General features: G+C 59.3%; 20 protein-coding genes and 1 tRNA gene. 11 read left to right on the top strand and 10 right to left on the bottom strand.

The genetic code is table 11. The features are described from left to right. Positions 1-127 precede the first annotated feature (127 nt). A complete protein-coding gene (locus HK26_RS02570; protein ID WP_086638348.1) occupies positions 128-1,969 on the bottom strand; it encodes an alginate export family protein in 1,842 nt (613 codons plus the stop codon). A gap of 219 nt (positions 1,970-2,188) precedes the next feature. Then, complete coding sequence (locus HK26_RS02565) at positions 2,189-2,893, bottom strand: hypothetical protein (RefSeq protein WP_143296277.1); 705 nt, start codon at positions 2,891-2,893, stop codon at positions 2,189-2,191. Positions 2,894-2,950: 57 nt separating this feature from the next. On the opposite strand from HK26_RS02565, the gene HK26_RS02560 reads away from it, so the two are divergent. Further along, a complete protein-coding gene (locus tag HK26_RS02560) occupies positions 2,951-3,178 on the top strand; it encodes a DUF3126 family protein (RefSeq protein WP_025826241.1) in 228 nt (75 codons plus the stop codon). A 76-nt stretch (positions 3,179-3,254) separates the two neighbouring features. On the opposite strand, the gene HK26_RS02555 is transcribed toward HK26_RS02560, so the two are convergent. After that, positions 3,255-3,875, bottom strand: a complete 621-nt coding sequence (locus HK26_RS02555) for a DUF2939 domain-containing protein (protein ID WP_086638346.1) — start codon at positions 3,873-3,875, stop codon at positions 3,255-3,257. A gap of 192 nt (positions 3,876-4,067) precedes the next feature. Between HK26_RS02555 and HK26_RS02550 the strand changes: the two genes are divergently transcribed. The 5 genes from HK26_RS02550 (at position 4,068) to HK26_RS02530 (ending at position 9,238) form a co-directional block, all read left to right on the top strand. After that, positions 4,068-4,841, top strand: coding sequence for a HesA/MoeB/ThiF family protein (locus HK26_RS02550; protein WP_086638345.1), 774 nt, complete (start codon positions 4,068-4,070; stop codon positions 4,839-4,841). Further along, positions 4,834-5,244, top strand: coding sequence for a DsrE family protein (locus tag HK26_RS02545; protein ID WP_180539275.1), 411 nt, complete (start codon positions 4,834-4,836; stop codon positions 5,242-5,244). Before HK26_RS02550 ends, HK26_RS02545 begins: the two co-directional genes overlap by 8 nt. A 135-nt stretch (positions 5,245-5,379) precedes the next feature. Next, the gene (locus HK26_RS02540) at positions 5,380-6,387 is read left to right on the top strand and encodes an SH3 domain-containing protein (RefSeq protein WP_086638343.1); all 1,008 of its coding nucleotides are present in this window, start codon (positions 5,380-5,382) and stop codon (positions 6,385-6,387) included. A gap of 36 nt (positions 6,388-6,423) precedes the next feature. Beyond that, positions 6,424-7,884, top strand: a complete 1,461-nt coding sequence (gene pyk, locus HK26_RS02535; RefSeq protein ID WP_086638342.1) for a pyruvate kinase — start codon at positions 6,424-6,426, stop codon at positions 7,882-7,884. Between the two features lie 127 nt (positions 7,885-8,011). Further along, positions 8,012-9,238 (top strand): SMP-30/gluconolactonase/LRE family protein, encoded by a 1,227-nt coding sequence (locus HK26_RS02530; protein ID WP_086638341.1) that lies wholly within the window; start codon positions 8,012-8,014, stop codon positions 9,236-9,238. Between the two features lie 56 nt (positions 9,239-9,294). Here HK26_RS02530 and HK26_RS02525 read toward each other — a convergent pair whose 3' ends face one another. Further along, a complete protein-coding gene (locus HK26_RS02525) occupies positions 9,295-10,452 on the bottom strand; it encodes an MFS transporter (RefSeq protein ID WP_257640823.1) in 1,158 nt (385 codons plus the stop codon). Positions 10,453-10,808: 356 nt separating this feature from the next. On the opposite strand from HK26_RS02525, the gene typA reads away from it, so the two are divergent. Together typA and HK26_RS02515 are read left to right on the top strand one after the other, a co-directional pair. Then, entirely contained in the window at positions 10,809-12,629 is a 1,821-nt protein-coding gene (gene typA, locus HK26_RS02520) for a translational GTPase TypA (RefSeq protein WP_025826249.1), read from the top strand. A 364-nt stretch (positions 12,630-12,993) separates the two neighbouring features. Further along, positions 12,994-13,260, top strand: a complete 267-nt coding sequence (locus tag HK26_RS02515) for a hypothetical protein (protein WP_086638340.1) — start codon at positions 12,994-12,996, stop codon at positions 13,258-13,260. 128 nt (positions 13,261-13,388) lie between these two features. Here the strand turns inward: HK26_RS02515 and HK26_RS02510 are convergent, their stop codons facing one another. The 6 genes from HK26_RS02510 to HK26_RS02485 form a co-directional block, all read right to left on the bottom strand. After that, positions 13,389-14,645, bottom strand: coding sequence for a D-amino acid dehydrogenase (locus HK26_RS02510; protein ID WP_086638379.1), 1,257 nt, complete (start codon positions 14,643-14,645; stop codon positions 13,389-13,391). Between the two features lie 142 nt (positions 14,646-14,787). Next, positions 14,788-15,807: an NAD(P)/FAD-dependent oxidoreductase gene (locus HK26_RS02505; RefSeq protein WP_086638339.1), complete on the bottom strand. Its 1,020-nt coding sequence runs from the start codon at positions 15,805-15,807 to the stop codon at positions 14,788-14,790. A gap of 171 nt (positions 15,808-15,978) precedes the next feature. After that, positions 15,979-17,199, bottom strand: a complete 1,221-nt coding sequence (locus tag HK26_RS02500; protein ID WP_086638338.1) for an NADP-dependent isocitrate dehydrogenase — start codon at positions 17,197-17,199, stop codon at positions 15,979-15,981. A 273-nt stretch (positions 17,200-17,472) separates the two neighbouring features. Next, positions 17,473-17,913, bottom strand: a complete 441-nt coding sequence (locus HK26_RS02495) for a hypothetical protein (protein WP_086638337.1) — start codon at positions 17,911-17,913, stop codon at positions 17,473-17,475. Between the two features lie 201 nt (positions 17,914-18,114). Beyond that, positions 18,115-18,190 (bottom strand) — tRNA-His (locus HK26_RS02490). Positions 18,191-18,268: 78 nt separating this feature from the next. Next, positions 18,269-19,429, bottom strand: a complete 1,161-nt coding sequence (locus HK26_RS02485) for an aminotransferase (protein WP_086638336.1) — start codon at positions 19,427-19,429, stop codon at positions 18,269-18,271. A gap of 241 nt (positions 19,430-19,670) precedes the next feature. Between HK26_RS02485 and HK26_RS02480 the strand changes: the two genes are divergently transcribed. The 3 genes from HK26_RS02480 to HK26_RS02470 all read left to right on the top strand — a co-directional run bounded on the left by HK26_RS02480 (position 19,671) and on the right by HK26_RS02470 (position 24,183). Further along, positions 19,671-20,009, top strand: a complete 339-nt coding sequence (locus tag HK26_RS02480; RefSeq protein WP_025826259.1) for a P-II family nitrogen regulator — start codon at positions 19,671-19,673, stop codon at positions 20,007-20,009. A gap of 102 nt (positions 20,010-20,111) precedes the next feature. Then, a complete protein-coding gene (glnA, locus tag HK26_RS02475; RefSeq protein WP_086638378.1) occupies positions 20,112-21,557 on the top strand; it encodes a type I glutamate--ammonia ligase in 1,446 nt (481 codons plus the stop codon). A 214-nt stretch (positions 21,558-21,771) separates the two neighbouring features. Continuing rightward, complete coding sequence (locus HK26_RS02470; RefSeq protein ID WP_374188205.1) at positions 21,772-24,183, top strand: glucose/quinate/shikimate family membrane-bound PQQ-dependent dehydrogenase; 2,412 nt, start codon at positions 21,772-21,774, stop codon at positions 24,181-24,183. The last annotated feature ends 46 nt before the right edge of the window (positions 24,184-24,229 follow it).

Here is a 24,229-nt window from a genome sequence, read left to right as displayed (position 1 = left end):
CCCGGCCATGGGGGTGCTCGGGCGTAACCGTGTGGATGCTCGGGAGCGGAGGGGCCGGGCTGGCCGCACTCCTCCACTCCTTTTTGCACATACGATGCGCGCCGGTATTTGTCTGCACCAAAGCGGGTTAGAAGGTCAGTTCAAGGTTACTTTGCACAAACGCACCAGAAGAGGCCCCGGCCTCGATCATGCTGTGAGAGGCAAAAATATATTCTCCATCAAGGCTGAATGTAATGTGGCGTGTGGCCCGCCAGGTAAAGCTGGCCTGTGGCATGGTTGCGGTATAGGCCCCGTGCGGGCGGTAGGCGTAAAAGGCGGTGCCGCTGGCGTAAATGGCGTCCTCACGGCTGTTGCGCCATACGGCTGGCACCTTGAGCAGCAAGGTGGTGTTGGGGGTGGGCGCAATTGTGGCAATGGGGCCTACGTCAATAATGTTCGACTGGCCAATGTAGGTGCTCATATCCAGGTAGTAGGCGCTGGGCACGAAGGGGGAGAGAAAGCTCCCCCACGAGCTGGTCTGCCCCTTGTGCATATTCCCACCAGACACGTCATCCACCTGTATGCCAATGGCGGGGTGGCCCGGCCATTTTGCAAACCGCCAGGAGAGTGTTGCGTCAATGGCATAGGCGGAAACAGGGCGTGTTGGCCCGCTTTTGGCCGCACGGAATTCTCCCCCCTGCCACATGGCCCCGATGGAAAATTCAAGCGGTCCCGCGTTGCCCCAGATGCGTGTTCCCGGTGTGTCGCGGTGTGTGGAGCCTGCAATGGACCCGCCCCCCAGACTAGGCAGGGGGCTGTTGGAAAGAATGGTGCCCAGATAGAACGTATCCACAAAAATCTGGCTGTTCCGCCCCATGAATTTGAAGCTGGGCACCGCATAGGACGTATAGGCCCCGAACAGGCGCGAGTTCCAGCCAACCTGATCGTGGAACATGGCGGAGGGGGCATTGTTGGTCAGGGTCAGGTAGAACCCGTCGATCCGGAAATTTTTCCAGAAGGCATAGCCGCGCAGCCCATTCCATGAATAGGGGATGGAAGGGTACACGCTGCCAGCGGTAAAGTACGGGGGAGCGTCCAGAAACGTCATGCGGCCAGCCATGCCGCCAACCGTTGCATTGAGCACCCGGCCACGCACTTCCACAAAGGCCTGTTGCGCGTCCAGCCTGCTGCGCCAGCGGCCCCCGGCATAACCATAATAGTTTACGCCTGCGGCCTGCCCGCTCATCAGCTCCCCATACAGGCGGACGTGCTCGCCCAGATGGAGGTCTCCCCCCACATTCCAGCGGTAGTTGTTGCGGTAGGCGGGGTCTTTTTTGGTGGCGCCAAAACCTGCCCGCTGGTCATAAAAATTATGCTGGCGGAAGTTGCCGCTCAACGTCAGGTAAATATCCCCGTTCGTATTGAAGGGAATGTATTTGAGCGAGTCCATAATATCCAGCCGGTTGCGCTTGTCGCGCAGGCTGGACCAGTCCTCCGCCCAGCGCGAGACGGCGTAATACCCCACGGTGCCAAAGCCCGCAGCGGCCCCTGTGTTGGCGTTGAACACCCCCCACGGGCCTTGGTGCAGGAGTGATGTTGGCAGGGGTTTGAGTTCGAGCGACTGGGGCTGGCCGTAGGCTTCCGGGCGGCTGGTCAGCGGGGGCAGCAGGCGCGAGTTATCCCAAAAGCCAGCTTGGGGCGGCTGTGTGGCCGAGGCAGGCGTTATGGTGATGCGCGTACCCGCAACCGGTGTGGTGGTGGGGGAGGTCGCAGGTACGCTCTGCTGTGTGGCGGGCTGGGTATGGGGCAGGTGCAGATAAGCTGCATTGGGTGCGGTTTCGGCCAGAGCCGGGGCAGCCCAAAGGCAGAACAGAGCAGAGCCGGAGGCCAGCATGCGTGCGCGCATGGACACGGCGGCAGTGGGGTGGAGCAGCAGGTGTGCGCAGGTGGAAGGGGGGCTGGCTGAGGTATGGTCGGTGATTACGGTCATGGGCCGAGGTCACTTCTTGTTATTTTTATAGGACTGACAATTCATTCATTTAATGAATGTCTTATATTACTATTATTGCTATAAATGCGCTTATGTCATATCGCATTTGCGTGTGTTGCATCCCTTATAAAGGAGGCAACACATCATTTCGATAAAAAAATCAGAAAATTCTGTGTATTTGTCGGTATTTTTTCAAATATTTGTTAGAAAAAACACAACTCAGGCGCCCCGTGCCGTGTGCTGGAGCGTGCGCAGGCAGGTTTGTGTGCGGGTTGCCAGTCTAATGTCATGCACGGTGGTGACCGCCTGCGTGGCCTGCCTGCGCCATGTGGCGGACATGCCAACGGGGGAGCAGATGTTTGCCGCACTGCCTGCCGCCTGCCTGTTGACCTCGCTTGCACTCAGCACTGTTGCAGGCTGGCGGGGCAGGAGGGTCCGCATGGTCCGCACAAGTGTTCTGCTCGTGTGGGTATCTGCTTTGGGCAGGACGGTGGCCACAATGTGGGCGGCCTCCGGCTTGCCTTGCGCGAGTGCATGCATCACCTCGTCCCATCCATGGGGGCGGGACAGTGTTGTGGCAGTCTGGGCTGCGCCGTCATGCGTGGTCATGTACAGCACATGCTCTGTTCTGCTGCCCTGCGTGGTGGGGGGCAGTGGCCCGCTCTGCGTTGCCATGATGCACAACCCGGCAGACAGGCAGACAAGCAGGGCAGACAGAAGGGGGCGCAGTGGTCGCACGGTGTGGGTCTCTCCTGTAGTGAGAGGAACAGTTGCACGGTGGAAAATGGCGCGGGCATGGCAAGGGCGTGGCACGGGTGCGAAAGGTTGCCCCGCCTGAGCGGGATGGCCTATAGGGGGCGGAACAGATGGGAAGGCGCGTGCGCCGGGTTCTGGTTGCTCGCTGCCTGCCGGGTGGTCGGGCATGCCCTGTGCTCCGTTTTTCCTGCATGCATGTTTTGGCTCGACTAAGGAATAAATGACATGAGCGCTTCTCTTTCTGCTTCAGAGATCACCCGCCTCCAGAGCGCGCTGCGCCGCCTGCTGGGCTCACCCGAGCTGACCGTCAACCCGGCTCCGCGTGCGGGCATGTCGGTTGAGCTGGCCGTAAAGGGTGAAGTGATCGGCACCATCCATCGTGATGATGAGGATGGCGATGTCAGCTACGCTGTGAACATGGTGGTTTTGGAAGAAGACCTGCCCCGCGCCTGAGCGTCATGCGGGTATGAATAAAGGCCAGCCTCCATAACGGGGGCTGGCCTTTATTGTATGGCATGCTGTGTGTGGTTCAGGCGTTGGACGGGGTAGCCGACGCCTGCATGATCGGCTCACGCCGCATGGGAAATTCCACGTTGGTAATCTTCCAGCCCCAGCCCTCAATCCGCAGTTCAACCCGCAAAGGGGTCTCGCGCTCATGGCCGGGTAAGGGCAGTTCCATGACAAACTGGTCCAGCCGGTTGAAGTGAACAGATGCGCGGGAGACCAGTGCCGCAAAGGACGGTGCCGCAGGCTGTGCGGTAGAGGTTGTGGCAGGCATGGCCTCGTCCATCAGCGCGCCCAGATTGGCCTGTGTCACCGTCATATCAACCGCGTTGGAAACGGCGGTGGATGCAAAGGACGTACCAAATTCAGGCAGTTCGTCTGCTGCGGGCTGAATGTTGAGGTGCAGACCAGCCAGTGTCTGCCGCTTGAGGGACGCATCAAGCGCACCCCAGTTGATCATCTGCCCCAGCGCAAGAGCATTGTGCTGCTGTAGGTCGGATGCGGCAGACCACAGCGTGACAAAAGGGGAGGCCAGATACAGGCCGAACGAGGCAGCGGCTGCGGCAACACACACCCGGCGCGCGGTCTGGCGGCGGGGCAGACTGGCTGGCCGGACGGCGGGTCCGGACTGGGTGGAGGTTGTCATGCTACACATTCCTCATATGCATTGGATGCAATTCTTATAGAACAGATACCATCATCTAACCAGATAATAATGTGTGCGGTTGCATGTGATATTATAAAAATATGACCTTTGTTACACGGTGTTAGGTCGCCCATAACGTGTTTGCGGGCCATGTGGGCCAGCAGGCGCCAAAGAGCGGGTAAGTACAGACCAATGAAGCTTGATCTCAGCGAAAATGAAATTCAGCGCTATTCTCGCCACATTCTGCTGCCCGAGGTCGGCGGCACTGGTCAGGTCGCGTTGAAGAACGCATCCGTGCTTGTGGTCGGGGCCGGTGGGCTTGGTGCGCCGGTGGCGCTGTACCTTGCCGCCGCAGGGGTTGGCCGAATCGGTCTGGTGGATGACGATGTGCTCGAACTCTCCAACCTTCAGCGGCAGGTGCTGCACGTCACACATGCGGTGGGGCAGAAAAAGGTGGAGTCCGCGCGCGAACGGCTGACGGCCCTTAACCCCGAAATTGTGGTGGAAACATGGGATATGCGGCTGGATGCACAGAGTGCGCATGACCTTGTGTCCCGCTATGATCTGGTGTGCGACGGATGCGACAACTTTGCCACGCGTTACGCGGTTAATGCGGCCTGCGTACGTGCGGGCAAGGTACTGGTTTCTGCCGCAGCCCAGCGGTTTGAAGGGCAACTGGCTACATTCAGCCCCACACAGGGTGGTGGGTGCTATAATTGTCTGTACCCCGAAACAGATGGACAGGCATCCGGCCTGAGCTGCGGGGATGCGGGCGTACTGGGCGTGGTTACAGGCGTTATGGGAACCTTGCAGGCAACGCAGGCGCTCAAGCAGATACTGGGGATTGGCCAGTCAGGGATAGGCCAGTTGCTGATGTGGGACGCCCTGCGCATGAAGTTTACAACCATGACCCTGAGTGCCGACCCGGCCTGCCCGATCTGTGGTGGAGAACATGCACATGGTTGAGCCTGCACCCACCGTGCCTGCACAGCCGGAATGTGATCTGACGTTGCTCATTGTGGAGGCACGGTACGAGCGTATTCATGCGGCCTACATGCTGGCGGCAAGTGCTGCGGCCATGGGGCGCACTGTTCTGCTTTTTGGCATGGGGGCGGGTGTTTGCGCCTTCTGCCGGGCATGGACAGGGCTGGAGGACGGAGCCGGTGCATCCATGCGCGAGCGTGCGGGTGTTGCCGGGCTGGATGTGCTGCGCGATGCCGTGGTGGAGATGGGGGGCGCACTCATGGTGTGCGACTCCGGTGTAAAAACATTGGGTGTCGGCACGGAGGATCTGCTGGAGCAGGTTCAGGTTGTGGGGCTCCCCAGTTTTTTTGACCGGGCAGGCAATGCCCGGCAACTGGTGTTCTAGTGGGCAAGTGTTCAGGATGGAGGCAGGTTTGAGAAGGGTTGAAGGGCATGTCTGCCCGGACGTGGCACGCAAACTCAGCGGCGAAGTGCGTGCGGCCTCTTGCCCCCGGGCCGCTCTCTTGGCAGGGATGCAGCCATGATGTGCACTTGCTCTTCTTTCCGGTTTCGTCTGCTGGCCTGTGTGGTCGGCGGCATGGCAGTTTTTTCTGGCGTTACGGCGTCTGCCGGGTTTGCGGCCGATAGCGTGGCGCCGCCACTGCACAAGCACCACAAGCATGTTCTGGTTGCACCGCAGGCAGCAGCACACAAGGCCAGCGGTACCAAGGGCAAGGCCAAACCCGGTGCCACGGCAGCACCGAGCGCTAAAAAAGCTGCGCATCATAAAAAGCATGCCCATGGCCACGCCACGGCACCAACCAGCCCCGCGCACCATGCGCCCGCACACCACCACGTAGCCGCAGTGGCTGCGGGTGCTGCTGTCGCGGGGGCCGCAGCGACCGCTGCCGGAGCCACTACCCCCACCCCCACGCCAGATATGGCCGCTCCGGATGCCGGGGTGCAGGGTGACCCTGCAAAAGGGAGCGTAACCGGGCTACCTTTGCCCCGCTACGCTGCCCTGCGCTCGGATGAAGTGAACATGCGTGCAGGCCCCGGCCAGCGCTTTCCCATTTTGTGGGTGTATCACCGCCGGGGTATGCCGGTGCGGGTTGAGCGCGAGTTTGATGTCTGGCGTCTGGTGGAAGACCAGAGCGGGCAAAAAGGCTGGATGCAGCAGGCCACACTTGCAGGTGGGCGTGATTTTCTGGTTCCCGGTGAGCCACCGGGGGATGAGAGCCCCATCCCCGCCCAGTCCGGTAAGGATGGGGAAAAAACCTTGCCCTCCGGTCATATGGATGCCCGTGTTCTGGGCAGTGTTGCCAAGGCGGAAGATGCGGCAAAAATGCCTGATGTGGTGTTGATGCGCGCCAGCGCCAGTGATGACGCAGCCCTTGTGGCTGTGCTGCGGCCGGGAACGGTTGGCTCGATCAGGGAGTGTGCAGCAGGCTCGGCTTGGTGCAAGGTCTCGGTCAAGCAGTATAACGGATGGGTGCCCCGCCGGGCCATCTGGGGTGTGGACGCGGAGGAGGCGATCAGCCCGTCCTGAGTTTTTCCGGCGGACAGTCAGGGAGAAGTGGTGCAGATGTCTCTTGTCACAACGCCGGACCATAACACGGCAGAGATGGCGCTCTGTCGCACAAAAATTGTTGCAACCCTTGGCCCTGCCTCCTCCGATTATGCAACCATCCGCGACCTTGCTCTGGCAGGGGCGGATGTGTTCCGCCTTAATTTTTCTCACGGGACCCATGCCGACCACGCTAGCCGCCATGCCTTTGTAAGGCAGGTGGAGCGTGAGCTTGACCGCCCGATTGGTATTCTGGCCGACATGCAGGGGCCAAAGCTGCGGGTCGGGCAGTTTGCTGGTGGCAAGGTGGTGCTCGAAGCGGGGGCGGCGTTCCGGTTTGACCTGTCGGACACGCCGGGGGATACCACGCGGGTGCAACTCCCCCACCCCGAAATTATAAGTGTGGCCAAGCCGGGCAGCCGTTTGTTGATGGATGATGGCAAACTGGCTGTGGTGGTGGAGCAGGTTGGCCCTGACTGGCTGCAAACACGGGTGCAGACCGGTGGCCCGCTGAGTGACCATAAAGGCGTCAACGTTCCCGATGTGGCACTCCCCATTCCTGCCCTGACAGAAAAAGACAGGCTTGATCTGGCCTATGCCTTGGAACTGGGGGTGGAGTATATTGCTCTCTCCTTTGTGCAAAGGCCGGAGGATCTGTTGCAGGCACGCGCCCTTGTGGGCGAACGCGCAGCCCTGCTGGCCAAGCTGGAAAAACCGCAGGCGGTGGAAAATCTGGCAGCCATTCTGGAGCTGAGTGACGCAGTTATGGTTGCCCGTGGCGATCTGGGCGTGGAACTGCCGCCAGAGAGCGTGCCACTCATTCAAAAACGCATTATCCGCGAGGCGCGCAGGCTGGGTAAGCCGGTGGTCGTTGCGACCCAGATGCTTGAAAGCATGATTGCCGCACCCACGCCCACACGGGCGGAGGCATCGGATGTGGCGACAGCGGTGTTTGACGGTGCGGATGCTGTCATGCTCTCGGCAGAATCGGCGGCAGGGCAGTACCCGCGTGAGGCTGTGCGGATCATGAACCGTATTTTGTGGCGGGTGGAGCAGGACGCAGGCTGGCAGGCCCATATGGCTGCCGCCCGTCTGGCCCCCGAGGACTATGTGGCGGATGCCATAGCCAGTGCCGCCCAGCAGGTTGCCGCCACACTCCATGCCCCTGCCATTGTGGCGTACACACACAGGGGGGCTACGGCCCTGCGTATTGCGCGTGAGCGCCCGACATGCCCGGTGCTGGGTGTAACCCCCACGGCGCAGGCTGCCCGACGGCTGGCTCTTGTGTGGGGTGTGCGGGCATTTGTCAGCCTGCCCCATACAGCCTCCACCACGGTTGAGCAGATGGTGCGCGATGCGCTTGATGTTGTGCGCCGTGCGCAGGTTGGTGCCACGGGGGATTCGGTGGTGATTGCGGCTGGCGTGCCATTTGGCGTGAGTGGCTCCACCAACCTGCTCAGGGTTGCCGCAGTACCCTGAGCGCTATGCGCAGTTCAGGGCGCTGGTGGTGGTGACAGGCTTTTTCCGGCAAGGTATGTGCGTGGGGTGCAACCGGGCAGGGGCCGTATGGTCGGTCTGCTGACCTGCCAAGGCGCAAGGGGCTCAAATGGTAACCTCATTACGGAACAGGTTGGTCAGGCGCAGTGTGCTCAAAGGGCTGTCTGGCCTGTCCGCCGGTCTGCTGCTGGCCCGCACGGGGGAGCAGGCACGGGCGGCAGAGCGTGAGGCGGCCAGCATGACGCCTCCCCCTGATGTGACCACCCAGCCGCCACGGCAATGGGGACCCAATGCGCCGCCCTCCTACGCCCCCGATCCCGATGTGGTGGTGATTGACCGCTCCTTCCGTGATCTGGTGAGTGGGAATGCCACCATCCACCGTGTGTGGGATCAGGGCGCGTGGATAGAAGGCCCCGCGTGGTCGGCCGAGGGGCGTTACCTTCTGTTCAGCGATACGGTGACAAGCCGGCAGTACCGCTATTTGTGGGAGACGGGGGAGGTTACGCTCTTTCGCCCGGAATCCTATCATACCAATGGCAGTACGTTCGACTATCTGGGCCGCCAGATATCCTGCGAGCATTTTTTACGCCGCGTGGTGCGCTGGGAGCATGATGGCTCCGTGCACGTGGTGGCCGATCATTTTGAAAACAAACCCCTGAGCTCCCCCAATGATGTGATTGCCCACCCCGACGGCAGCATCTGGTTTACGGACCCCGGATATGGGGACAGCGTTGCCGAAGGCCATGCCGATGCGGCAGGCGGGGAAGCAAACCCCGATGGCCGCATCCGCTGGCGGGTAGGCGAGGAGCTGATCGGGGCCGTGGGGGGGATGCACAAACAGCCTGACCACACCTTCCGTGTAGATCCATCGGGGCGGATTGATGTTGTGTTAACGCAGGAGCAACTGCCCAACCCCAACGGGTTATGCTTTTCGCCCGATTTTTCGCGGTTGTACGTTATTTCCTCCGGGCGGCAGAGTGGGGCTGGCGGGCATGATGGAGACCTGTCCGTGCATGCGTTTGACCTGCACAGGCAGGAGCTCCCGCTCTCCAACCCCCGTCTGCTGACAAATATGCGCTTTGAAGGCGTGCAGATGATCCCGGATGGGCTCAAGGCGGATATTTACGGTAATCTCTGGTGTGGTGTGGGTGGCCCACTGGGCCTGTGCGGTGTGTTTGTTTTTAACCCCGAAGGGCATCTTATCGGGCGCATCCGCCTGCCCCATGGCGTATCCAACCTGACCTTTGGCGGCCCCAAGCGGGACTGGCTGTTCATGTGCGCCGGGGAATCGCTTTACCGTTTGCAGGTCAACACGCAAGGAGCAGGCCCGGCCTGACATGGCCTGCGCGCCGCGTGACGTCTGCCACCCTGCCCGTAAGGGGCAAGATGGTTTCAGACGCTCTTTTTCAAAAACAGGGGCAGCAGGGTGAACAGGCCGCACAGCGTTGCGGCAAACAGGGCCAGCCCGTGGGGGCTGGCCTGCATGGCGGCGGCACTTATGGCGGGGCCAGTAAAGCTGCCTATTCCCCACGCCAGCGAGCACAGGGCGTAAATGGCAACCAGATCGCCATCGTGGTAGCGGTTGCCTGCCGCGGCCATGGCAACGGAATACATGCTGGCAAAAGCACCATCCCAGACAAACAGCAGTGGGTAGGCCAAGGCTGGGTGGCGCAAGGCCACGGGCCATAGCAGCGCACCGCCACAGGCCAGAATGGACAGCACAATCATAACGGTGCGGCGGTTTGTGCGGTCACTGACCCAGCCGATAGGCACCTGCATGGCGGTTGCGCCAAGCAGCATGACGCTGAGCAGCAGGGTGGCTGCGTGCTCGCTCCAGCCGGAGTGCATGGCGTAAAGGGCTAAAAAGGACGTGGCGGCCCCGTCCAGCATGGCAATCAGCAGTGTGGCGGTAATGGCTATGGGGGCCAGCAGCAGGTAGCGGCGGAGTCGGTGCTGCGTTGGCGGGGCCGGTGGCGGGGAGACCATCCACGGTGCGCGTATAAGCACTGCCGCCAGCAGCAGAATGGCGGCAGTGCCAATAAAGGGCAGCTTGCCCTGCCTGCCCGTTAGGCTGAGCAGGGCCGGACCTATGGCGATGCCAACAGAAAGCAGAGTGCTGTACAGCCCCATAACGCGGCCACGGGCATGGTTATCCGTTATCTGGTTCAGCCAGCTTTCGGAGAGAACCAGAATAACTTCACAAAACGCACCGAGCAGAATACGCAGCGGGAACCAGGGCCAGATGGATGCGCTGAACGGAAACAGCAGGAGCGTGACCCCGCCCCCGACCAGTGCCAGAAAAATGGCGCGCTGTGGTCCCAGCCTTACGGCCAGCCGGGGCATGAACGGGGCAATGGCCAGCGCTCCTACCGCATGCATCATGCTGTTGGCTGCCACTATGGCTGTGCCGTAGCCTTTTTCGGTCAGGTCAAGCGTAAAAAGGGGTGCCCCCAAGCCCATGACCAGCCCAAAAACAAGGCCAAGGCACGTCAGGCTCAGTGTGGGGCGCATCTGAATAGGGGATGGCAGGGGCGTTGCATGGCCTGGCATACGGTCTTTCCGGCGGGTTGGCGTTATGGCTCGAGGTTGGGGGCTGGTGCTTGGGCGCGCTGTGGTGGCGCGTGGGCAAAGGGGCGGGTTACAGGCCTGTCAGGTATCAGGATTATGCGGAGTCGCGGTGGTCTTCTGCCCCGGTGGAAAGGGCTTGCGCCCGTTGTGTGGCGCTCTGGTTCTGACGTTCGCACGGCTCAGGTCAATCCCCATGAGCGGTAGACATAAGAATTTTACGTGCATTCTGGTGCCGGGAGGGCTATTTGTGCGGCCACGCAAACACCACAGCGATCGCTGACCGCCCTTCCAAGCATGGAGGAGGCGGTAAGGCGCGCAGGAGCAATCAGGCCGACTTCATGGATATCCGCAATATCGCCATCATTGCACACGTCGATCATGGCAAGACCACTCTCGTTGACGAACTGCTGAAACAGTCTGGCTCCTTCCATGAGCATCAGCACGTTGCTGAACGCGCCATGGACAGCAATGATCTGGAACGTGAGCGTGGTATTACCATTCTGGCGAAATGCACGTCTGTTGTGTGGAAAGACACCCGCATCAACATTATCGACACCCCCGGACACGCCGACTTTGGCGGGGAAGTGGAACGTATCCTGAGCATGGTGGACGGCGCGGTTGTGCTTGTCGACTCTGCTGAAGGCGCTCTGCCCCAGACCAAATTCGTGGTGGGCAAGGCTCTGGCCCGTGGGCTCAAGCCGATCGTGGTCGTGAACAAGATCGACCGTGGCGACGCCCGCCCCGATGAAGTGCATAACGAAGTGTTCGATCTGTTCGCAGCTCTTGGTGCGAATGACGAGCAGCTCGACTTCCCCATGCTGTACGCCTCTGGCCGTCAGGGCTGGGCCGATCTGGAGCTGGAAGGGGCCCGTAAGGACCTCAGCCCCATGTTTGACCTGATCCTCAAGCATGTGCCGGCCCCCGTGCTGGACAAGGACAAGCCGTTCGCCATGACGGCTACAATCCTGGAAAACGACAACTTCCTTGGTCGCGTGCTGACCGGGCGTGTTGAGCAGGGGCGTGCCCGTGTGAACATGCCGGTCAAGGTGCTGCGCGCCGATGGCTCCGTGGTAGAAACGGGCCGCCTGACCAAGCTGCTCTCCTTCCGTGGCCTTGAGCGCGTGGCGGTTGAGGAAGTTGAAGCCGGGGACATTGTGGCCGTTGCAGGTCTGTCCGAAGCGACCATTCCCGACACGATCGCAGCCCCCGAAGTGAGCGAGCCCCTGCACGCCATTCCGGTTGACCCGCCGACCCTGTCCATGACCTTCCGCCTCAATGACGGCCCTCTGGGTGGTCGTGAAGGCAAAAAGGTCACATCGCGCCAGATTCGTGACCGTCTGTTCAAGGAAACCGAAAGCAATATTGCTATTCGCGTGACCGACAGCCCCGAAAGCGAAGCGTTTGAAGTGGCAGGCCGTGGTGAACTTCAGCTTGGCGTGCTGATTGAAACCATGCGCCGTGAAGGGTTTGAACTGACCATCGGTCGTCCGCGCGTGCTGTTCCGCACGAACGAAGAAACCGGTGAGCGTGAAGAACCGTACGAAGAAGTCACCATTGACGTGGACGAACCCTATTCTGGCGTGGTCGTGGAGAAGATGTCTCTGCGTAAGGGCCAGATGCAGGATATGCGCCCCTCCGGTGGCGACAAGGTGCGTCTGACCTTCATCATCCCCTCACGCGGGCTGATCGGCTATCATGGTGAATTCCTGACCGACACGCGCGGTACGGGCATTATGAACCGTCTGTTCTTTGGGTATCAGCCGTATGCTGGCACCATTGAAGGGCGCCGCAACGGGTCGCTGATCTCGGCTGAAGACGGCAACACCACAACCTACTCCCTGTTCTCCCTGCAGGACCGTGGGACGCTGTTTGTGGATGCGGGCGAAAAAGTCTACGTCGGCATGATTATTGGTGAGCATTCGCGTGAAAACGATCTGGAAGTGAATCCGGTTCGTGAAAAGAAGCTGACCAACATGCGCGCATCGGGCAAGGACGAAGCTCTGATGCTGACCCCCCCGCGCCGTATGTCTTTGGAACAGGCTATTGCTTACATTGAAGATGATGAGCTGGTGGAAGTGACCCCGTCGGCCATTCGTCTGCGTAAGCGTTACCTTGATCCGAATGAACGCAAAAAGCGCTCCAAAAGCCGCGAAGGCTGATTAAAAACAAGGGCCACGCGCAAGCGTGGCCCTTGTTTTTTGGTCAATGGGGCTGAGCAATATGTGGCACGATGCATTTTTTTAGCATGCATTACAGCTTTGAAAACTTTGCGCACAGCCTCTATTCCAAGGAAAACCGCCGTTTTTGGGCGGTTTTTTCGTTTTCGCCTCGGCAAATAAGGCAAAAATGCGGCGCGAGTGCGTTAAAGCCATAATATGTGTAATTATTGCGCAAATTTTAAACGCAGACGGTCTGTTTATGCCGTGATATGACTTGAATCAGAAACCGGCTAAAGGTTCCACAGCAGGTCTGACCAAAGTGGTATCCTGGTAATTCTGGTCGGTTGTATTGGAGATTTAAGAAATGATTTCTCGTCGTCTGCTCGCAGCTCTTTCCACCGTTGCCCTGATGGGCGCTGCTGTTCCTTCTTTCGCTCAGGAAGCTGCTGCTCCTGCCGCTCCGGCTGCTGCTGCCCCCGCCGCTTCTGAAGCCGCTGCTCCTGCAGCTCCTGCTGCTGAAGAAGGCAAAAAAGCCGAAAAGCACGCAAAGCATGCAAAGCATGGTGGCAAGCACCACGGCAAAAAAGCTGCCAAGAGCGAAGCTGCTCCGGCTGCTGAATCCGCTCAGTAAATCTTCCGCACTTATGGGGCGGTGGGCTTAAGTCCGCCGCCGTGAGTGACGGAGGCATGAGTGCCTTAAACAAAAGGGCCAGAGAGGGAACTCTCTGGCCCTTTTGTTATATGCGGTGCGCCGCTAGTTCAGCCGTATCGGCTCAAAGCCAGATCAAGAGCGGGTATGTCGGTCTTGCGGCCAAGGATCATGTCGGCAATCAGGCGGCCAGACCCGCACGCCATGGTCCAGCCAAGGGTGCCATGGCCGGTATTGAGCCATAGATTGCCAAAGGGTGCTGCCGGGCCAATAACGGGGGTGCCATCGGGTGTGCAGGGGCGCAGGCCGGTCCAGTATGTGGCAGCGCTCATATCCCCACCGCCATACAGTTCGGAAAAAGAGAGTTCCAGTGTTTCGCGCCTGTCCGGGCTGAGTTTAAGGTTGTAGCCCGTCAGCTCTGCCGTGCCACCAACCCTTATTCTGTTGCCCAGTCGTGTGATGGAGACCTTGTAGGTTGCATCGTTCACCGTGGCGGCGGGTGCGTGGCTCTCATCCGTCAGGGGCAGGGTCAGGGAGTACCCTTTAACGGGGTAGACGGGCAGGTGCAGGCCCAGCGGGCGCAGCAGGCGTGCGCTGTAGCTCCCCAGTGCCATAACATAGCTGTCCGCGCTCAGATGCCCCGCACTGGTGCGGACGGAGACAACACTATCCCCCGTTGCATCCAGCCCCTGTATGGTGGTGTTGTAAAGAAAGCGGACCCCTTTGGCTTCTGCCATGCGGGCCAGCCTCTGGGTGAAAATATGCGCATCCCCCGACTGGTCATGGGGGAGGAACAGCCCGCCCTTGAGCAGATGGGCCGCATGGCGCAGCCCCGGCTCATGCTCCAGAATGTCATCAACACTCAATAACAGGTGGGGAATGCCGCTCTCATCCAGCAGGCGCATGTCACGCTGGATTTTGCTGATCTGCCCATCGGTGCGGAAAAGCTGGATCAGCCCTTGCTGGCGGTCATCATAGGTTATGCCGGTTTCCTCACGCAGGGCGTCCAGGCAGTCGCGGCTGTATTCGGCCACGCGCAGCATCCGGGCTTTGTTGAGCGCATAGGACTGTGCATTGCAGTTTTTGAGCAGTTGCCCAATCCAGCGCAGCATGGCCATGTCCAGCCGTTTGCGTATGACCAGCGGGCTGTGGCGTGGGTGTGTCATCCACTTCATGGCCTGCCAGGGCAGACCCGGTGCGGCCCACGGTGTGGAATAGCCGGGCGAGACCTGCCCCGCGTTGGCAAAGGATGTCTCCTGCGCAGGGGCGGGCTGGCGGTCAATGACCGTAACGTCATGCCCCGCAGCGTTCAGATACCAAGCAGACGTAACGCCCACAACACCTGCGCCAAGGATAATGATTTTCACGGCTTCATCCTTAGTAAAGGGATGGGAGAACAGACTCTCCCGCAGTATGGAAGCGGGGCCTGCTGGCACCCTGCCCTGACACGCCTATCCCTTAAAGGAGGTGGTATTATGGCAGTCGGCCCCGCAGGCCAAAAGGGAGGGGCTACGCCGCAGGCACACCCTTGCTGGTCGAATATTCGAAGTGCAGGGCCTGTTCGGGGTAAATAATGGGGTGAATGGCATGTGCGGCCATTGCCGCCTCGCTAAAGCCTTGCAGGATCAGCTTGAGTTTGCCCGGATAGGTTGCCACGTCACCAATGGCAAAAACGCCTGCAAGGCTTGTTTCGCAATTGGAGGGGGAGACGGGAATGGTGGAGCGCTGGGTATCCATGCCCCAGCGGGCAACAGGGCCAAGGTCTGTTGCAAGGCCAAAAAATGGCAGCAGCACATCTGCATCCAGCGTGCGGGTGGTGCCATCCATGTCAATCACATCCACACCGCTTAAAGCACCATCTGCCCCGCGCAGGCCATGGAGTTGGTAGGGGACGACTTTTTCAATCTGTCCGGCAGCGACTGCCTCATCAAGCTGGCGCAGGCTTTCTGGCGCGCCACGGAAGCGGTCACGGCGGTGGACCAGATAGAGTTTGGCAGCCGCGTCCTTGAGCGAGAGCGCCCAGTCCAGCGCGGAATCTCCGCCACCGGCAATGACGATGCGCTTGTTCTTGAAATCTGCCTTACGGCGGACATAGTATTGTACTGCGCCGCTATCTTCATACGCGCCAAGTCCGTCCAGCGGGGGGCGGTTGGGACCAAAGGCGCCTGCCCCTGCGGCAATAATTACCGCTTTGGCGTGCAGGCTGCTCCCCTGATCGGTGGTCAGCGTAAAGTCTCCACGCTGTCCGCTCAGTCCTTCCACCCGGTGTTTGAGCAGGCGGGGGATGTTGAATGGGGCAATCTGGCGTTCCAGATTGGCAATCAGTTCGGCCCCTTCCACGGCGGGGCAGGCGGGAATGTCGTAAATCGGTTTTTCGGGGTAGAGAGCCGCACACTGGCCGCCCACTTCGGGCAGGACGTCTATCAGCACACAACGCAGGCGCAGCATGGCGCATTGGAAAGCGGCAAACAGCCCGGCCGGGCCTGCCCCTATAATGGCAACGTCTGTTTCTGCGGGGAAGTCTGACATGCGCAGGGTCCTGCTCTTAAGGTTATGCTCATATTTAAGGCCCTGTTTTGCGTCAGCGCCGGTTTGGACGCAATGGCAAATGGCAGGGTTTTGCGCATATTTGGCAAGGAGTGCGGCATGTGGAGGTAAAGTGGTGTGCAGGCCCGCAGTATACGGGCCTGCACGGTAAAGTCAGGCTTTTGCCAGTTCCTTTTTAAGGCGCTCGTCCAGCACGTCCAAAAAGGGTTGTGTATCCAGCCAGCGGGCGTCCTTGCCAACGAGCAGGGCAAGGTCTTTGGTCATCTGACCGCCTTCAACCGTATCAATGCACACTTTTTCCAGCGTGTTGGCAAAATGCACCACATCGGGGGTGTTATCAAAGCGTCCGCGATAGGCCAGCCCCCGAGTCCATGCAAAAATGGAGGCAATGGGGTTGGTGCTGGTGGGTTTGCCTTTCTGGTGTTCGCGGTAGTGGCGGGTCACCGTGCCGTGGGCGGCCTCGGCCTCCACCACATCGCCAGAGGGGCTGAGCAGGACGGATGTCATCAGGCCCAGACTGCCAAAGCCCTGAGCGACAATGTCGCTCTCTACGTCGCCATCGTAGTTTTTGCATGCCCAGACGTAGCCACCGGGCCATTTGAGCGCACAGGCCACCATGTCATCAATCAGGCGGTGTTCGTAGGTCAGGCCCAGTTTTTCAAACTCGGCCTTGAACTCAGCTTCATAGACTTCGGCGAACACATCCTTGAACATGCCGTCATAGGCTTTGAGAATGGTGTTTTTGGTGGACAGGTAAACTGGCAGTTTGCGGTCCCGCCCGTAGGAGAGCGATGCACGGGCAAAGCCTTCGATGGATGCGCGCGTGTTGTGCATGCCCAGTGTAACACCCGGACCTGTAAAGTTGTGCACATCCAGCGTAATTGGCTCGCCCCCATCGTCTGGCACATAATTCAGGGTGACTTTGCCGGGGCCGGGAATTCTGGTTTCCGCCGCGCGGTAGATGTCTCCATAAGCATGGCGGCCAATGACAATCGGCTTGGTCCAGTGGGGCACCAGACGGGGGACGTTGGAGCAGATGATGGGCTCACGAAAAATGGTGCCATCCAGAATGTTGCGGATGGTGCCATTGGGGGAGCGGTACATTTTTTTCAGGCCGAATTCCGCCACGCGCGCTTCGTCAGGGGTAATGGTGGCGCATTTGACCGCAACCCCGTACCGCTTGGTCGCCTCGGCAGCATCCACAGTGACCTGATCGTTCGTGGCGTCGCGGTGTTCAATGCCCAGATCGTAGTATTTGAGGTCAATATCCAGATAAGGCAGGATCAGCCGTTCGCGGATGAAGTGCCAGATAATACGGGTCATTTCATCCCCGTCCATTTCTACGACCGGGTTTTTGACCTTGATTTTAGCCATGATTACCAATCCATTTCCGACATGGTTTTCTTGTTTGTTCTCACGAATGCTACGCAATGTGTATGAGCGTTATGCATCTTATGGATTGAACAGCTTACCCCGACCGTAAAGCGCCCGGCACTTCACATTCGGGACAGGAATAGTCGGTTTTGGAGCGGTATCTGGCTAAAATGGCCGGTTTTGCGCCGATGTGTTCATGTTATCACATTCCGGTCAGGCAGATGCGTTCGTGTTCTGCGTGCCGTCGGTCTCTGCCTGTGGTGTGCTCGGGCGTTAGTGTGATGCGGCAGGAACGGGCTGTAAAATGGGGTCGAGTGGGGCGTTCATCTGAGCTTTTTTTTGCAAGATGGCCGAGTTTTCCTGCTCTTCAATCAACCCGATCTCACTGCCGAACTGGTCGGGGGTGTAGAGCCCCTCCTTCAGGTGCCGTGCCGCTTCCACTCCCTCAGATGCGCCTTCCATGTAAATGGGGGCATAAGGCCCGTAAGCCTGCCGCCCATATTTTTGTGTGGCTTTGGCTAAGCAGTTCATCAGCTTTTCCATATTTCCCTGTGCTACCTGACCGGGGCGTGTCTGGTAGGTGTCCACACAACTCTGCTTGGCCTGATACAATGCGGATTCCGCCAGCGGTGTGTTGGGCGGTGCCGTGGCGGCAGAGCAGGCGGAGAGTGCTAACAGGGCGAGCAGGCATGGGAAGGGGAGAATGCGTTGCATGGTATGTTTTATGCCATGACGACAGGGTTGGAGAATACACCATAGAGGGATTCTGGCCTGAACGCTGTCGTTATCTGCGGTTTGCCATGCAATTCGTCATGTGCGCTCTGGCCTTCGGCTGAGGGTAAAGCACAGGCATAGCCCTGCCAGCCGAAGCTGGGAGAAGTGCTGATGCAATATTTTTACAAGGAGATGTGAGGCTGGGGCGAACGACGGGACTTGAACCCGCGACCACCGGTACCACAAACCGGCGCTCTACCAACTGAGCTACGTCCGCCGCACAGCAAGCGGACGTTTAGAGAAAAGAGTGTGGTCCGTCAATTAGATAATTGCGTGTTGGGTGGAAAAAACCGTTTTACCGGTTTTTCCACGCCTCCAGCCGGTTCAGTGCTTCGCGCAACACTTCGGGGCGTTTGCAAAAGGCAAAGCGGATCAGGTTGCGTGGTGGGTCAGCATGATAGAACGCAGAAGCGGGAATGGCTGTTACGCGGGCCTGCTCGCTGAGCAGGCGGGTAAAGGCCACATCATCCAGCCCGTTGGCCAGAGGGGTAATGTCAGCCATGACAAAGTAGCTGCCCTGATACGGTAGCACGCCAAAACCCAGCCGCTGCAAGCCGGATGCAAGGAGGGTGCCCTGCGTGGCCATGTCCTGCGCCAGAGTTGCAAAATAATCTGTATCCTTGTTCAGGCCAAAGGCCACGGCGCGTTGCAGGTTGGGCGGGGTGGCAAACACAAGGTTCTGGTGGGCCTTGGCAATGACTGCGGCCAGCGGGGCGGGGGCGGTGACGTATCCGACTTTCCACCCGGTCAGGGAAAAGCTCTTGCCAGCACTCCCGATCCGCACGCAGCGCTCACGCATGCCCGGCAGGGACATGAGCGAGATGTGGGGCGTGTTGAAGACAAGGTGCTCATAGACCTCGTCGCAGATGGCGAAGGTGTCGTGCTTTTGCACAAGGGTGGCGATAAAGGCCAGTTCCTCCGCCGTGAACACCTTGCCGGTCGGGTTCATGGGAGAATTGACAAGGATTGCTTTGGTGCGGGGGGAGAAGGCATCGGCCAGCGCCTGCCGTGGCAGCGCCCAGTCTGGCGCTTGTAGCCGCACAATGCGCGCAATACCGCCGAGCTGGCGTATAACAGGCAGGTAGGTGTCGTATAGCGGTTCCATCAGCACCACCTCATCCCCCGGCTCAATCAACGCCATAAGGGATGCGGCCAGCGCTTCTGTTGCGCCGGAGGTGACGATCACTTCCGAATCGGCATCGACCGTAATGCCCTGAAAACGCAGGTTGGCCTGTGCCACGGCTGTCCGCAGTTCGGGCAGTCCTGTGAGCGGCGCATACTGGTTCTGCCCGTCAAGCAGAGCATCGGCTGCAAGGCGAATCATGTCCTGTGGACCTTCCTGATCGGGAAAGCCCTGCCCGAGGTTTACAGCGTCATGCTGGCGGGCCAGCGCGGACATGACCGTAAAAATGGTCACAGGCAGGTCGGCAAGCTGGCTGTTAAATGCTTTTGTCATTGCAAATTCCCTTGCCCGGCAGATCCGTAGGAAAAAAGAGGAAGGCGCCACCGCAGCGCCCGGTGATGAAAGTTCTGTTTAATGCTTTACCGATACAAATTCACATCTACCCGATTGCCCGAAGGGGCAAGCCGTGCAAGTGTGTTTCAGCTTGGTGTCCGAGGTTTGTAACAGCTCGGGCAGGAGGGCAAGAGAGTACAGGCCCCGTAGGGGTCCAGCAACGGTGTGTTGACGACGCGTGATGAAAAAGATCGAGGCCATTATAAAGCCCTTCAAACTCGATGAGGTGAAGGAAGCCCTTCATGAGCTCGGGTTGCAGGGTATTACCGTGATCGAAGCCAAGGGTTTCGGGCGCCAGAAAGGTCATACGGAGCTTTATCGCGGCGCTGAATACATTGTTGATTTTCTCCCAAAGATGAAAATCGAGGTTGTCTGTCCCGCTTCCATGGTGGAGCGCGCTGTGGAAGCCATTTCCACGGCAGCGCGCACCGGACGGATCGGTGATGGCAAAATTTTCGTGATCCCGGTGGACGATGTAGTGCGAATCCGCACGGGTGAGCGAGGGGAAGACGCGATCTGACGGTCTGCCGCGTGGCGGCAGGTTCTGGCAGGGCGCGTTCCATAATTCCACGGCATGTTTCCGCAAGGTGCGGAACACAACAGGCTTTTAGGTGAAGAGAGCATGGTGAAGAAAACAGCTTCGGCGGGCGACAGCAAGGCTGCTGCAATTGCCAAGGTTTTTGACCTGATTCAGGAACATTCGGTCGAACTGGTTGACCTGCGTTTTACGGATACGCACGGCAAATGGCAGCACACGTGCCAGCACGTCAGCACCATTGAGGAAGACAGCTTTACCGACGGCTTTATGTTCGACGGGTCTTCCATCGCAGGGTGGAAAGCCATTAACGAAAGCGACATGGTTCTGCTGCCCGACGCCACGTCCGCTGTTATGGACCCGTTCTCTGCCCGTCCGCAGCTGATCCTGTTCTGCGATATTATCGAACCGTCCACCGGGCAGCCCTATAACCGCGACCCGCGCTCCACCGCCAAGCTGGCCGAGCAGTACCTCAAGTCCTCCGGTCTGGGCGACACGGCCTTTTTTGGCCCCGAAGCCGAGTTCTTCATCTTCGACAACGTCCAGTTTGGCACAGGCCCGAATTACGGCACCTACCAGCTTGACAGCATTGAAGGCCCCGATGCGTCCCTCAAGGACTACCCCGAAGGCAACATGGGCCATCGTCCGGGCGTGAAGGGTGGCTACTTTCCCGTTGCTCCAGTTGACAGCGAAAGCGACCTGCGCGCTGAAATGCTGGCAACAATGGGCGAAATGGGCCTAGCCATTGAAAAGCACCACCATGAGGTTGCGCAGTCCCAGCATGAACTTGGCACCAAGTTTGAAACGCTGGTCCGCTCCGCCGACTTCATGCAGATCTACAAATACTGTGTGCACAACGTGGCGCACTCCTATGGCAAGACCGCCACGTTCATGCCGAAGCCGATCTTTGGCGATAACGGCTCGGGCATGCATGTCCACCAGTCCATCTGGAAAGACGGCAAGTCCACCTTTGCTGGCAACGGTTATGCTGACCTGTCCGATACGGCGCTGTATTACATCGGCGGTATCATCAAGCACGCAAAGGCGCTGAACGCCTTTACCAACCCGTCCACCAACTCCTACAAGCGTCTGATTCCGGGTTTTGAAGCTCCGGTGCTGCTGGCTTATTCTGCCCGCAACCGCTCCGCTTCTTGCCGTATTCCGTACGCGACCAGCCCCAAAGCCAAGCGCGTTGAAGTTCGCTTCCCCGACCCGACGGCAAACCCCTATCTGGCATTCTCCGCAATGCTGATGGCTGGTCTGGACGGCATTAAAAACAAGATCCATCCGGGCGATGCCATGGACAAGGATCTGTATGACCTGCCGCCCGAAGAACTGAAGCAGATCCCCACGGTTGCTGGCTCCCTGCGTGAAGCGCTGGAAGCTCTGGCGGCTGACCATGAGTTCCTGCTTGCTGGCGGTGTGTTCACCAAAGACCAGATCGACAGCTACATCACGCTGAAGTGGAACGATGTGTATCGCTTTGAACACACGCCCCACCCGATTGAGTTCGAAATGTACTACTCTGTCTGATTGTACAGCCCTTCGGGGCTGTTACGGCGGATAATAAAAGACGCGGCCCCTTTGTTGGGACCGCGTTTTTTTTATGCACAATATGCCTGCCGGAAAACTTATTCGATTTTTAAGTATAATATGATACATTTGTACGGAAATGATATTGATGAACCCTGAATGAGCATTTCAGGTCCAAGGAAGTGCTCTTTGTAACGTAAGGAGAATGCCGGTCATGCAAGGCGGCCGTTCCCATATTCTGTCAAAAATCACGGCATTGATCTGCATCATACTCGGTGCCGGTCTGGTAGGGGGCGGTGGCTGGCTGGCCATACTGGGTGGTTCCGGTTTTTATGTAATCTGCGGTCTGGGAATTGTGGGGACCGGCCTGCTGCTCTGGCGGCAACGGCGCGAGGCCTTGTGGCTTTACGCGGCGGTGGCTGCGGCTACGCTCTTCTGGTCCATGGCCGAGGTGGGGTTTGACTTCTGGGCGCTGGCGCCTAGAGGGGATGTTGTGCTGCCTCTGGGGGTATGGCTGCTTTTGCCTTTTGTGGCCCGGGAGTTGCACCCGGTCTCGGTATGGAACCGCATTCCCCTGCTGGTGGTCATTCTGGCCGGGCTTGGGGTGTATGGTTATGCACTTACCCAGGACCCGCAGGATATGGCCGGGGCGCTGCCCCGCGTGCAAACAGCCTATAACGGCATGCAACTCCCCGGAGATGCTGCCGCTGTGCCTGCGCAGGACTGGCCCGCATATGGCCGCACACAGGCGGGGGACCGTTATTCCCCCTTAAGCCAGATTAACGCAGGGAATGTGAGCCACCTTCAGGTCGCATGGACGTTCAGAACCCACGACATGCGCGGGCCTGATGATCCGGTGGAAATTACGGATGAGGCAACACCAATCAAAATCGGCAACACGCTGTACCTATGCTCGCCGCATCAGATCGTGTTTGCTCTGGATGCAGCAACAGGCAGGCAGGTGTGGCGGTTTGACCCTCAGTTGCTGGTAAACCCGACTTTTCAGCACCTGACCTGCCGTGGCGTCTCCTATGCCGCCACACCAGCGCGCTCCTCCACGGCGGAAGCTGGTGGGCCGGTTGCACCGCAGCCCTGTGCGGAGCGTATTTTTCTGCCAACCAATGATGGACGGCTGATGGCGCTGGATGCCCGGACAGGCCAGTTGTGCCCGGCGTTTGGGAATAAGGGCACTGTGGACCTGACCGAGGGCATGCCCATGCGTGTTCTCGGCTTTTATGAGCCGACCTCCCCCCCTGTTGTGACAGACAGGCTGGTTATTATTTCAGGCGCTGTGACAGATAACTACTCCACGCATGAACCATCAGGGGTCATGCGGGCATACGACCTGTACAGTGGCCAACTGGTGTGGGCGTTTGACCCGGGCAACCCGGACCCCAATATGCTGCCTTCGAGCACGCACCAGTACACCCCCAATTCTCCCAACTCGTGGATTGTTTCCGCTTATGATGCAAAGTTGGGCCTGATCTATATTCCCACAGGGGTTGCCACGCCCGACATATGGGGTGGTAAGCGCACGGATGTGCAGGAGCGCTACGCATCGGGCATTCTGGCGCTGGATGCCAATACGGGCCACAAAGTCTGGTTTTACCAGACTGTTCACCACGACTTGTGGGACATGGACGTGCCTGCCCAGCCGAGTTTGATCGACTTTACCCAGCCCGATGGCACGGTGGTGCCAGCCTTGTACGCGCCCGCCAAAACCGGCAATATTTTTGTGCTCGACCGCAGGAACGGGCAGTTGCTGGTACCCGCCCCAGAGCAGGCGGTGCCGCAGGGCGCGGCCATGGGGGACCATGTCTCGGCCACCCAGCCGTTCTCGCAACTGACCTTCCGCCCCAAAAACAAACTGACGGATAAGGATATGTGGGGGGCGACCATGCTGGACCAGCTGGTTTGCCGGGTCATGTTCAAGCAATTGCGTTACGAAGGGCCGTTTACCCCACCATCTGTGCAGGGGACGCTGGTCTTCCCCGGTAATCTGGGCATGTTTGAGTGGGGTGGGCTGGCCGTGGACCCGGTGCGGCAGATAGCGTTTGCAAACCCTATAGGGATTCCCTTTGTGTCCCGCCTTGTGCCGCGGCCAACGGAGAATCAGGTGGTGCCCCCCACCACGCACGACACGGCAGCATCTGGTGGGGAGAACGGTTTGCAGCCCCAGTATGGCACGCCTTTTGGGGTGGACCTGCACCCGTTCCTCTCCCCCTTCGGGATTCCGTGCAAACAGCCGGGGTGGGGCTTTGTGGCCGGGGTGGACCTGAAGACCAACACCATTGCGTGGCAGCACCGCAATGGCACAACGCGGGACAGTTCCCCTCTGCCTTTTGGCTTCAAGGTCGGAGTACCTTCCCTTGGCGGGCCGATCATGACCGCAGGTGGGGTGGCGTTTCTGACCTCCACATCGGATTATTATATCCGTGCGTATGATGTGACGACCGGCAAGGTCCTGTGGGAGGACCGCCTGCCCGCAGGGGGACAGTCCACCCCAATGACCTACGAGGCCAATGCCCGCCAGTATGTAGTGACGGTTGACGGCGGGCACGGCTCCTTTGGCACGCGGGAGGGGGATTATATTGTTGCTTATGCCCTTCCCCCGGGCACGCACTGACAACCGGTGCGGTAGAGTGGGTAAGCCTTGCAGTTCCATGCGGGAT

It is taken from the genome of Acetobacter okinawensis (genome assembly GCF_002153655.1).
Lineage (GTDB): Bacteria > Pseudomonadota > Alphaproteobacteria > Acetobacterales > Acetobacteraceae > Acetobacter > Acetobacter okinawensis_A.
The sequence above is the reverse complement of the archived record's forward strand: the minus strand, read 5'-3'. Positions and strand labels throughout refer to the sequence as shown.